This window comes from Pseudomonas sp. GW821-FHT07G10 (genome assembly GCF_059418545.1).
This window is the reverse complement of the sequence record NZ_JBWKQB010000021.1, coordinates 106,116-116,046: the sequence shown is the minus strand read 5'-3', so window position 1 is coordinate 116,046 and position 9,931 is coordinate 106,116. Positions and strand designations below refer to the sequence as shown.

Below are 9,931 nucleotides of genomic sequence, written 5' to 3'. Positions count from 1 at the left end.
GTAGTGGTCTAATGAAACCGGACACCCATTTAGGCGAGAATGCTCGCCAGATAGAGGTGTCTGATGACCAAGCAACGTCGTTCCTTTTCCACAATGCTCTCCGATATCAGACCACGCTTCAGACCATGCTTTGGAGGCTGGCTTTGGCTGAGCGACAATGGCTTTTAGTGGACGATAGTAAGCTTAAGCCCTTGTGTTTTCTAGGATTTAACTTTCGTTTGTGGATGCTAGCGGCGTTCCGTGGAAAGGTTATAGGGGGACTATCTCTCCGCCATACACAGAAAAAGCCCCATAGCTGAATAAGCTACGGGGCTTTTTCGTTTTCCGGTGTTTGCTCATGCTCGCATCATCGACTGTTCGAAGCATGCCCAAGCGGCTCATTGCTCCTGAACAGTTTCGGCATCGGCCAGCGGGTTTAGATTTCCTTCACCGGGATATCGCTCTGGGTGCTTGTGATCAGCCCGATTGCGTGCAGGCAATCAGCCTTGTTGATGTAGGATTCGCCGCTGGCGATTATCTCGTGATTTCCCGCCCTCAATCGCCAGCGCCATTGTCCTGTTCCGGTACTTGGGGTGCCTTGGGATTGCCTGTAAATCTCAAAATACATACTGCTCGCTCCATGCGATTGATCTAATTGCGAAAGCCTGTGTGACTCATCGAAGCAAGCGTAGCGGAGGTGATTTTTTTGGCTATCAGGTTTTTGTTTCTAATAGTTTGAAATTATTTCAAAAAGCGTAACTGACGTTGACGTACCGGCATGTCGAATGGCCAAAGCCGCCGCAGTTTCGCCCTTGCATCACCTCCCGCGCTCCTGCTTAATACGACTCGGCTCATGGCGCTGAGTATCAGTCGGCGGCTGCAGATTGTAGAAAAATTACTATAAAAAAGAGCAATCAATTGACTCATCAGCACGGAATGCAACTGGCTGAGCATTTGGAACTATCGCTCGTCATCCCCGCTTTCAATGAAGCGGCCACCATCGATTTGTTCATCGCTCGGATTACTGACGTCTTCAAGGATGAGGCACTGGCCGGTCTGGAGATGGTGTTCATCAATGACGGCAGTACCGATACCACGCCGGATCTGCTTCTGGAGCGCCAGAAGACTGACCCGCGTATTCGAGTGATCGATTTGAGCCGCAATTTCGGCAAGGAAGCCGCATTGACGGCAGGCCTTCAGACTGCGACCGGCCAGGTCGTGGTGCCTATCGACGTCGATCTGCAGGATCCACCGGAAGTCATCCTTCAGAAGATCGCCCGTTGGTGTGAGGGCTATGAAGTGGTGCTGGGTCATCGTGTGGGTCGCAACAACGACTCCTGGGCCAAGCAAACTTCGGTCAGTTGGTTTTACCGCCTGCACAACAAAATCTCTGATCAACCTCTGCCGAAAAATGTCGGTTACTTTCGGCTCATGGGCCGCTGTGTGGTTGACGCATTGCAGAGCCGCCCGAGTCTCGGCGCTTTATGAAAGGTTTGTTTGCCTGGGTTGGGTTTCGGACCACCCATGTCGATTACGAGCGCCCGGAGCGGGTGGCGGGTGAAAGCAAATTCAGCGGGTGGCGCTTGTGGAATTTTGCCCTGGAAGGCATCACCAGTTTCAGCACCGACCCGCTCAAGGTCTGGACCTGTCTGGGGCCGTTCGTGTCCGTGGTTTCTTTTTCGTTCGCCATTTTCATTGTGTTGCGGACCTTGTTTACCGGGATCGATGTACCGGGCTACGCCTCGCTAATGGTTGCCGTCACCTTTCTGGGTGGCCTGCAATTGATCGGTATCGGGGGGCTGGGCGAGTACCTGGGCAGAACCTACATCGAATCAAAACGCCGCCCGGTTTTCCTGGTGCGTCGCGTCTACAACGCCAGGGACTGAGCATGGATCTCAAGGAAACCGACATCCTCGGTTCAAGCATCGAGCAGCATTGGTATTACTGTTCAAAAGCGGCGGCGATGAACCGCCTGCTTCAGGGCGCAGAGAGCCGCAAGATCCTTGATGTGGGCGCCGGTTCGGGGTTCTTTTCCCATCATCTGCTGAGCCATACACTCGCCAGTGAGGCCTGGTGCGTGGACATTAGCTATGAGGCGGACTCGGACGCCACAATCGCCGGGAAACCGCTGCACTACCGTCGTTCGATCGACTCGGTCGATGCCGACCTGGTGCTGCTGATGGACGTGCTGGAGCATGTCGATGACGACGTCGGATTGCTCAAGGCCTACGTCGATAAAGTTCCGTCCGGCAGCCGTTTTCTGATGACGGTTCCGGCATTCCAGTTTCTCTGGAGCGGGCACGATGACTTTCTCGAGCACAAACGGCGTTACACCCTGCCGCAACTGGAAACGGTGGCCAGGGATGCTGGTTTGACGGTCAGGCACGGAGCTTACTACTTCGGTCTGGTCTTCCCCATTGCGGCAACCCTGCGGCTGCTGCCAAAAGGTACACAACCGTCGCCACCGCGCTCGCAACTCAAGCGGCATCATCCGCTGGTCAATACGCTGTTGAAGATGTTGTGTAGTGCCGAGCTTCCCTTCATGGGCGCGAACCGTCTGGCCGGTCTGACGGTGTTCTGTCTGGCGCAGAAGCCGTGACGTCGCGCTGCTGCTTGAGTGACAAGCAATGAGCCGTGAGACAGGCACTGACAAGTCAGCCTTCATCAAACGTGCCCGGCGTTTTGCCGTGACCGGATTGTTCGTCACGGCCCTTCATGCACTCATTGCCGTACTGTTCATCAACTATGTGTTACCCCTGCCGCCCTTGGCCAACGGCGCGGCGTTCGCTGTAGCGACCGTGGCTTCTTATGTGATCAATACCACCTGGAGTTTTTCCAGCCGATTGCACGGCCGGACGCTGGTGCGCTTCATGATGGTCTCGGGCGCAGGTTTTTTACTTGCGATGTTGGTGGCCTGGGCCGCCCAAATGGCCGGGCTTCATTATCTGCTCGGAATTGCTGCAGTAGCGCTGACCATCCCCGCTTTCACCTTTGTACTGCATAACTTTTGGACTTATCAATGAAGCTTTCTGAAAAGCATCTGGCGATCACCCTGTTGCCTGTTCTTATGGGGGGCTAGCACTCTTCGCGGTCTCCAACAAAGTCGGTATCGGCCCCTTCGAGTTCGACTATCCTCTGCCCGCGTTTGTCGTGGCTGCCGCGAATGTTTTCCGGGCGTCGGGGCGATGGAGATACAGGTGACGGATACCTGGGCAGGCTGGGCAGGCACAGGTAATTTCCTGATGGTGCCGCCAGCATCGGCATGGAAGACCGCGCTCGTTGATCCGTTCTGGCAGAGCGCTGCTTCTCACTACCAGAAGGTTCGCTGGGTCCGTCCGCAGAATTACTCGCCCAATTGGCTTGCGCTGGCGGATTACGCTAGCTCCCATCGCCTTGCCACCGGGAAGTATGACGTGGATTCACTGTATGTTCTGGATGAGCGGGCACTGCTTCAGGCGGCCATCAGCATTGATGCCAACACCGATCTTCTGGCCCAAATCGATGGTTTGAATATTCTAGCGCCGGGCTGGAAGCAATGCGCAGACTGCCTCCAGATGAGCGCAACAAATCCGCTCAAGCTTATACCCTTGCTGAAACAGGGCGAGGATGGACGCAAGCTGGCGATAGGGCTGCAGGCGTTGACCGTGCGTTGAGGCACTGCGCCTCAAGTGCGTCGCGATCCGGTGACGGTCTGGGTGATCTTCTGCGCAGGCAGGTAGACGCCAACCCCCAGGCCTTTCTACACTGCCCGCAGTCTTGGAGACTGGGGATAGCAGATGAATCGTAACGAACTGCGCAAGGCGGACATCAACCTGATGGTCGTGTTCGAAACGCTGATGCTCGAGCGCAATGTGACGCGGGTGGCGGAGAAGCTGTTTCTCGGGCAACCCACCATCAGTTCGGCACTCAATCGCTTGCGCACGATGTTCAACGATCCACTGTTCATCCGGGTTGGCCATCGCATGGAGCCGACGGCAAGGGCCGAGGAGATCATTCAGCATCTCTCGCCGGCGCTGGATTCGTTGTCGGTCGCTCTGAGCCTGACCCACGATTTTGATCCCGCCAGCAGCACCATGACCTTCCGCATTGGCCTGTCCGATGATGTCGAATTCGGTTTGCTGCCGCCGTTGTTGCGCGCGTTGCGCCAAGAGGCGCCGCAGGTGGTGTTCGTCGTCCAGCACGTCGATTACTGGCGTATCCCGGACTTGCTGGCGTCCGGCGACATCACCGTCGGCATCAGCCAGACCCGCGGCCTGCCGGCTAATGCCAAGCGCAAATTGCTCAGGCATATTCAACCCAGCGTGTTGCGCGCGGACGCTTCTGAAACCCCGCTGACCCTGGATGAATACTGCTCACGGCCGCATGTGTTGGTTTCTCACACGGCCAATGTCAGCGGTTTCGCGGATGAATGGTTGGCGGAAATTGGTCGTAAACGCCAGGTGGTGCTCTCGGTACCGCAATACAGCTCCTTGCCGGCATTGCTCGCCGGGACCGACATGATCGCCAGCCTGCCGGATTACACGGCCGCTGCCATGGCCGCTTCAGGTCAGTTGTTCTGCGAACCGTTCCCGTTCAAGACGCCGACACTGGACCTGTCCATGGTCTGGCTCAGTCATGTCGATACCGACCCGGCCGAGCGCTGGCTGCGTTCGCGGCTGGAAGCGTTTATGAGCGAACGCGGTTTGTCCGAAATACAGGACATCAAGTCGCTCTGAAGCCAACGCAATGGGCAGGGACCTGCTTGATACCTCGAGGCTGGGTTGTTTTGCTGTGTAGCGTTACCCCTCAGGATTTGACCGGAGATCCACCCCATGAGCAGTTCCCGTTCTCTGTTGCGTGGGCGCAGCAGCCACGACAGTGGCAAGGCCGGCATGGTCGGCGGTGCTGATTATGGTTGCTGCGTGGGAAAGCCTTGCGTTGCGCGACTCAGTGGCTGCCCCTGAGCATTAACAAGCGCTCAGGTGGAGCAGGACTTGCCTGTGTTATATGTACGACCTTTCCTTTACCCGATCAGGATTACCGCCATGCCTCACCTGCATATGGAATACACCCCCAACCTGCCAGCGCTCGATGCCGACAAGGCATTGTCGCGACTCAACCATGCGTTGGTGGCTTCCGGGCAGTTTACGGCGGAGTTCGATATCAAGAGCCGAGCGGTGCAGGTGGGGGCATTTCGGGTCGGTACCGGACTGGGCGAACGTGCTTTTGTGCATGTGAAGCTGGCGCTGTTGAGCGGACGTTCGGCCGAGATCAAGAAGCAGTTGTCGCAAAGCCTGTTGGCCGTGCTACAGGACCTGTGTGAATGGCCGGCCGATGTAGAGGTGCAGTTGTGCGTGGAGATTCTGGATATCGATCGTGAGTCCTACACCAAGGCGGCTATCGGCCACTGACTGGCGAGCTTCCGGGCTCAGAGCAAGCCTTGTTCCACGCAGACTTTGAGCACCTGCTCACGGAGCCAGGTATTGGCGCTGTCCTGATCGCTGGCTTCACTCCACCGCATGTCGAGGGTGAATCCCGGCAAGCCATTCGGTGCTTCGCAATGGCTGAAGACTGCGTCATTGGCCAGAAGCATTTGAATGCGCCGTGGCAGCGTCAGGATGAAGTCGGTGCCGGTGATCATCTTGAGTGCTGCGCTGTAGCTGTTGGACCGCGCGACAATCTGCCGTTTATGCGCCTGGTGGGCCAGCCAGCCATCCACCATGTTGGTATCGGACGTCCACGGCGTGGGGAACACGTGACGACGCTCGACAAACGATTGCAGGCTGAAGCGCGGTTCCAGCGGGGTCGCGCGTTTATCGAAGACGCACACCAGGTCATCTTCCACCAGCATCCGGGATTTGAAGTCGTTGTGGCTGCGGTGAAAGTTGGGGCCGAAGCAAATCACCAGGTCGAGACTGCCGTCGCGCAGTTCATCGGCGGGAATATCGGTTTCGAGCTTTTGCACATTGACGATCACCGGCAGGTCGGCGAAATCGAAGTTTTTCAATAGTCGCGGCAGTATCAGCAGTTCGAAGTATTCCGGCGCGCAAATGTTGAACGTCACGGCTTTTTGGGTCGGATCGAAGGCCTGAACACCGGAATGGCACAGGTTGATGCTTTCAAGAATTTTCAGCACGTGCCCGTACATGGTGGTGGCTTTGCAGGTCGGACGCATACCCGTTCGGGTATTGATGAACAACTCGTCCTCGAAGCTGGTACGCAGCTTTTTCAGGCAATAGCTGACCGTGGACTGGCTGACATAGAGGGTTTCGGACACGCCGGTGACACTGCTTTGTTCATAAACAGCGATAAAGACCATAAGGTCCTGCATGTCGAGCTTTCTAAGCAAGTTGCTGTTCAGCATCAGATCCGTCTCATGAGCCCCTTGCGCCGATTGAGCGCAACACGTAAGTAAAAGGGTAACGGAACGATAGTCCCAAGAGAATGCCTCGTGGGAAATTTCGTGGTCAGCTGTGAGGCACAAAATGCAGGTAAGGCGACCTGCGCACTCCATCGCCCGCTCTTACGCCGTTGCAGGTTCCGAGCGTCGGCTGGAGATGACCAGCGCGAGCATTCCGATCCCCACCAGCAGTGCGCCAAACAGTTCTATCAGCAGCGGTTGTTGTCTGAGCCAGAACCAATGGAACAAGGTGATGAACAGCGTGCTCAGGTAAACGTAGGAAATCACCGTGGACGGGGCAATGACACCGATTGCCCGATGCAACAGCCAGAAAGTAGCGAGTGTGGCGAACAGCGCCAGGTAAACCAGCCAGAAGAAATCACTGATCGCCAATAGCGAACCCGTGCGCCAGCCGCCGCTGAGCAGGGAGAAGACAAACAGAAACAGTGAGCCGAACAGCATATTCCAGAAGGTCATGGCCACCGGGCCGCGACCTTTGAGGCTGTGGTCTTTGAGTCGCTGGCTCAGGGGCGAGTAAAAGGCCATCGCCAGACACCCGACGCCATACACCAGGACTGCGTAGAGCGAAGGCAGCTGTCCGGGGCCTGCGCCTTTGAGAATCAGCAGCACTGCGCCGGCCGCTGCGATCAGCATGGGCAGCAAGCGATTTCTAACGCTGTTGTTGGGCATCAGAAAGGCTTCGAAAAGCAGCGTCATCAATGGCACGAGGGTGAACATCGTCCCGGTATTGACCGCAGAGGTGTAGCGCAGGGCTTCGAACAGCGAACCGAAATACACCGCCAGCAATAATCCAAGGGCTGCGTGGCTGAGCAAGCCGCGCGCAGTCATAGGGGTGGTGCCTTTCAACAGCAGCATCGGCAAAAACATCAATGCCGAAAACAGCAGTCGCAGGCCGGTCAGGAGGATTGGATCGATGGCCTGACTGACTTGTGCAGCGGCAAAAAACGAGGCAGCGATCAACAGCGCCCAGATCAGCATTCCTGCGTTGGCGGTGGCGAAACTAACGCTTTTCATCTTCGATTGTTTTCCATCATCAGGCGTTGAGTGATAAGCGTGATTAGGCAGGGTATGCGGCAGCGTAGCAAATCAAAAACTTGCTGCGGTTATTGAAAAATCAGGTGAGGGGGTAGTGGCGAACATCCTGAGGGCCAGGAAGGTTCATAGAACCTTCCTGGCGGTCTATCAGAATGGCTTGGTCGGCAAGTACTTGCCATCCAGGGTAATCACTGCACGGGAACCGCCGTCCGGGTCTTCGACTTTCTTGATGTCCAGTTTGAAGTTGATGGCGCTGATGATGCCGTCGCCAAATTGCTCGTGGACCAGGGCTTTAAGGGTCGAACCGTAGACTTGCAGCATTTCATAGAAGCGGTAGACGGTCGGGTCGGTCGGGATGCCACCCTGAATGCTGCCGCGCAATGGCACGCTTTGCAGCAGACGGCTGGCGTCCTGGTCCAGGCCGAGTTTGTCGCAAACCACATCGGCTGCTTCAGCCGGCAGCGGGTGTTGACCGAGCAGGGCGGCGGTCACGAAAGCCAGGCTCAGGCCCGTGCCGTCGGTCAGGTCCTGCCAGGACAGATTCTTGCGTGCCTTGGCGTCGATGATGATGTCGGCCAGGGCCAGGCGTGGAGCTTGAGCGAATTGGGATTGCAGCATGATGATTTCCTCTTTAGTGATGCAAGAGCTGTGGGTTAGGCGGCGCGTTGCAATTTGCTAGACAGCGCGCAGGTTTTCGGGTGTTCGGCGAGAGAAACGAAGCGTTGGGACGCGCCGTCCAGAGCGGCGATGCAACCGCTTTCAATGTCATAGACCCAGCCGTGCAGGCTCAGTCGACCTTGCTCCAGGGCCAGAGCGACCGAGGGGTGAGTCTTGAGGTTGGCCAGTTGGGCAATGACGTTTTCCCGTACCAGCGAATCCAGGCGGTCTTCAGCTGAGGCGTGGGTACGAGAGGCATTGATCACCTTGGCCGACTCGGCGTGACGCAGCCAATTGGCGACGGCCGGTAAGTGGTCAAGGCATTTGCAGGTGGCGATGGCGGTCATTGCACCGCAGTCGGAATGGCCGCAGATCACGATGTCAATGACGCCGAGTACGGCGACTGCGTATTCAACCGTGGCCGAGACACCGCCCGGCTCGGGGCCGTAGGAAGGGACGATGTTGCCGGTGTTGCGGATCACGAACATGCCGCCAGGTTCTTGTTGAGTCAGCAGTTCCGGGACCACCCGGCTGTCCGAGCAGGTGATGAACAAGGTGCCGGGGCTTTGTGTGGTGGCAAGTTGTTTGAACAGTTCGCTACGCTGCGCAAAGGCCTCACGCTGGAACTTGAGGAAGCCGTCGATGATGTCTTGCATGGTGGTTCTCCTTGCGTTGCTGATGGGGCAAGGATGAAAGTTTTCAGTTATAGCGCCCAAGACTGGCTTATTATTGTCTCTATAAGTCAGGCCTATAGTTGAGCGCCCATGCTGCTACGCCATATTCGTTACCTGCTTGCGGTCGCCGAGCATCGCAACTTCACTCGAGCCGCTGAAGCTCTGCATGTGTCCCAGCCGACGCTGTCGCAGCAGATCAAGCAACTGGAGGACTCCCTCGGTGCGCCGCTATTCGACCGTTCGGGGCGTTGCGTGCGCCTGACAGACGCCGGTGAGGCTTATGTGCGTTATGCGCGGCAGGCCTTGCAGGATCTACAGGCGGCCAAGCGGGCGATGCATGACGTGCAGGATCTGAGCCGGGGGGCGTTGCGTCTGGCGATGACCCCGACCTTCACCGCGTACCTGATCGGCCCGTTGCTGACCCGCTTCAACAACCTCTACCCGGCGATCAACCTGAGCGTTGAGGAAATGACTCAGGACCGTATAGAGGCGGCGCTGGCCGAAGACCGCCTGGATATCGGCATTGGATTCAGCGGTGAGCATTTGGCCGATATCGAATCTCAGTCGCTGTTCGCCGAAACCTTGAGCCTGGTGGTCAGTGATGCGCATCCGGGGTTTGCCGGGCAACAGTCGCTGAGTGCTCACGCTCTGGGTGAGCAGGCGCTGGTCTTGCTCAGTGGTGACTTTGCCACCCGCCAGCACATCGACCGGTACTGCCGTGAGCAAAACATCGCGCCACGCATCGCCATTGAAGCCAACTCCATCAGCGCGATAATCGAAATCGTGCGCCGCAGCCAGCTGGCGACCATTCTCCCGCAAGCCATCGCCCACGAGCAGACGGGATTGCAGTCGCTGGCACTTGATCCCGAGTTGCTGCAACGCACCGTGGCACTGCTCAGTCGCAAGGGCGCTTACCGAAGTGCCGCGTGTGGGGCGTTTGTCGAGTTGGTCGAACAGCGGGGGAATGTTTAGTCAATCTGCAACCACACTTCGTCAAGTCTGGATTTAACGGCTTATCTGCCCGTGTGACGCTGCTCGACACCTGTTTTCTGCGGTTATCCCTATGGACGGTTGGTCAGTTGATATCAAACACGAGGCTTCGCCTGGCGCCCGCGCGTCAAGCCTTCAGCCCCGTCGTCGATTCACCCCTGCCACCGCGCCGAGCTTGTCTGCACTCCCTTCTGAA

General features: G+C 57.2%; 14 protein-coding genes and 1 pseudogene. 10 read left to right on the top strand and 5 right to left on the bottom strand.

Annotation, left to right across the window (positions count from 1 at the left end):
• On the top strand, positions 1 to 299 hold a 299-nt coding region (locus AC07O1_RS21710; protein ID WP_495090059.1), incomplete at its 5' end, for a hypothetical protein.
• 116 nt (positions 300 to 415) lie between these two features.
• On the opposite strand, the gene AC07O1_RS21705 is transcribed toward AC07O1_RS21710, so the two are convergent.
• The gene (locus AC07O1_RS21705) at positions 416 to 607 is read right to left on the bottom strand and encodes a YegP family protein (RefSeq protein ID WP_494994560.1); all 192 of its coding nucleotides are present in this window, start codon (positions 605 to 607) and stop codon (positions 416 to 418) included.
• Between the two features lie 308 nt (positions 608 to 915).
• On the opposite strand from AC07O1_RS21705, the pseudogene AC07O1_RS21700 reads away from it, so the two are divergent.
• The 8 genes and pseudogenes from AC07O1_RS21700 (at position 916) to AC07O1_RS21665 (ending at position 5,369) form a co-directional block, all read left to right on the top strand.
• A pseudogene (locus AC07O1_RS21700) lies at positions 916 to 1,865 on the top strand (glycosyltransferase family 2 protein).
• Positions 1,866 to 1,867: 2 nt separating this feature from the next.
• Positions 1,868 to 2,578, top strand: coding sequence for a class I SAM-dependent methyltransferase (locus tag AC07O1_RS21695; RefSeq protein ID WP_495090058.1), 711 nt, complete (start codon positions 1,868 to 1,870; stop codon positions 2,576 to 2,578).
• Positions 2,579 to 2,606: 28 nt separating this feature from the next.
• Positions 2,607 to 3,002 carry a GtrA family protein gene (locus AC07O1_RS21690; RefSeq protein ID WP_495090057.1) on the top strand — a complete coding sequence of 132 codons (396 nt, stop codon included), beginning with the start codon at positions 2,607 to 2,609 and terminating at the stop codon, positions 3,000 to 3,002.
• 85 nt (positions 3,003 to 3,087) lie between these two features.
• Positions 3,088 to 3,180 carry a hypothetical protein gene (locus AC07O1_RS21685; protein WP_495090063.1) on the top strand — a complete coding sequence of 31 codons (93 nt, stop codon included), beginning with the start codon at positions 3,088 to 3,090 and terminating at the stop codon, positions 3,178 to 3,180.
• A complete protein-coding gene (locus AC07O1_RS21680; RefSeq protein WP_495090056.1) occupies positions 3,177 to 3,632 on the top strand; it encodes a hypothetical protein in 456 nt (151 codons plus the stop codon). Before AC07O1_RS21685 ends, AC07O1_RS21680 begins: the two co-directional genes overlap by 4 nt.
• 123 nt (positions 3,633 to 3,755) lie before the next feature.
• Positions 3,756 to 4,694 (top strand): LysR family transcriptional regulator, encoded by a 939-nt coding sequence (locus AC07O1_RS21675; protein ID WP_494994564.1) that lies wholly within the window; start codon positions 3,756 to 3,758, stop codon positions 4,692 to 4,694.
• A gap of 96 nt (positions 4,695 to 4,790) precedes the next feature.
• Positions 4,791 to 4,922 carry a hypothetical protein gene (locus AC07O1_RS21670; protein WP_495090055.1) on the top strand — a complete coding sequence of 44 codons (132 nt, stop codon included), beginning with the start codon at positions 4,791 to 4,793 and terminating at the stop codon, positions 4,920 to 4,922.
• An 81-nt stretch (positions 4,923 to 5,003) separates the two neighbouring features.
• Positions 5,004 to 5,369 (top strand): 5-carboxymethyl-2-hydroxymuconate Delta-isomerase, encoded by a 366-nt coding sequence (locus tag AC07O1_RS21665; protein ID WP_495011593.1) that lies wholly within the window; start codon positions 5,004 to 5,006, stop codon positions 5,367 to 5,369.
• A 17-nt stretch (positions 5,370 to 5,386) separates the two neighbouring features.
• Here the strand turns inward: AC07O1_RS21665 and AC07O1_RS21660 are convergent, their stop codons facing one another.
• The 4 genes from AC07O1_RS21660 to AC07O1_RS21645 all read right to left on the bottom strand — a co-directional run bounded on the left by AC07O1_RS21660 (position 5,387) and on the right by AC07O1_RS21645 (position 8,727).
• Positions 5,387 to 6,322, bottom strand: coding sequence for a LysR family transcriptional regulator (locus AC07O1_RS21660; RefSeq protein WP_495090054.1), 936 nt, complete (start codon positions 6,320 to 6,322; stop codon positions 5,387 to 5,389).
• A 159-nt stretch (positions 6,323 to 6,481) separates the two neighbouring features.
• On the bottom strand, positions 6,482 to 7,393 hold the full coding sequence (locus AC07O1_RS21655) for a DMT family transporter (RefSeq protein ID WP_494994567.1): 912 nt from the start codon (positions 7,391 to 7,393) through the stop codon (positions 6,482 to 6,484).
• Positions 7,394 to 7,561: 168 nt separating this feature from the next.
• Positions 7,562 to 8,032 carry a cyanase gene (gene cynS / locus AC07O1_RS21650; protein WP_494994568.1) on the bottom strand — a complete coding sequence of 157 codons (471 nt, stop codon included), beginning with the start codon at positions 8,030 to 8,032 and terminating at the stop codon, positions 7,562 to 7,564.
• Between the two features lie 35 nt (positions 8,033 to 8,067).
• Positions 8,068 to 8,727 carry a carbonic anhydrase gene (locus AC07O1_RS21645; protein WP_495090053.1) on the bottom strand — a complete coding sequence of 220 codons (660 nt, stop codon included), beginning with the start codon at positions 8,725 to 8,727 and terminating at the stop codon, positions 8,068 to 8,070.
• Between the two features lie 108 nt (positions 8,728 to 8,835).
• Here AC07O1_RS21645 and cynR point away from each other — a divergent pair, with 108 nt between their 5' ends.
• Positions 8,836 to 9,717, top strand: a complete 882-nt coding sequence (gene cynR, locus AC07O1_RS21640) for a transcriptional regulator CynR (protein ID WP_494994570.1) — start codon at positions 8,836 to 8,838, stop codon at positions 9,715 to 9,717.
• Positions 9,718 to 9,931: the final 214 nt, after the last annotated feature.

Bases quoted from the DNA above. Each gene is read 5' to 3' on its own strand.
- cynR (WP_494994570.1), top strand. From the start codon at position 8,836: ATGCTGCTACGCCATATTCGTTACCTGCTTGCGGTCGCCGAGCATCGC.
- AC07O1_RS21690 (WP_495090057.1), top strand. From the start codon at position 2,607: ATGAGCCGTGAGACAGGCACTGACAAGTCAGCCTTCATCAAACGTGCC.
- cynS (WP_494994568.1), bottom strand. From the start codon at position 8,032: ATGCTGCAATCCCAATTCGCTCAAGCTCCACGCCTGGCCCTGGCCGAC.
- AC07O1_RS21660 (WP_495090054.1), bottom strand. From the start codon at position 6,322: ATGCTGAACAGCAACTTGCTTAGAAAGCTCGACATGCAGGACCTTATG.
- AC07O1_RS21655 (WP_494994567.1), bottom strand. From the start codon at position 7,393: ATGAAAAGCGTTAGTTTCGCCACCGCCAACGCAGGAATGCTGATCTGG.
- AC07O1_RS21645 (WP_495090053.1), bottom strand. From the start codon at position 8,727: ATGCAAGACATCATCGACGGCTTCCTCAAGTTCCAGCGTGAGGCCTTT.
- AC07O1_RS21705 (WP_494994560.1), bottom strand. From the start codon at position 607: ATGTATTTTGAGATTTACAGGCAATCCCAAGGCACCCCAAGTACCGGA.
- AC07O1_RS21670 (WP_495090055.1), top strand. From the start codon at position 4,791: ATGAGCAGTTCCCGTTCTCTGTTGCGTGGGCGCAGCAGCCACGACAGT.
- AC07O1_RS21665 (WP_495011593.1), top strand. From the start codon at position 5,004: ATGCCTCACCTGCATATGGAATACACCCCCAACCTGCCAGCGCTCGAT.
- AC07O1_RS21675 (WP_494994564.1), top strand. From the start codon at position 3,756: ATGAATCGTAACGAACTGCGCAAGGCGGACATCAACCTGATGGTCGTG.
- AC07O1_RS21695 (WP_495090058.1), top strand. From the start codon at position 1,868: ATGGATCTCAAGGAAACCGACATCCTCGGTTCAAGCATCGAGCAGCAT.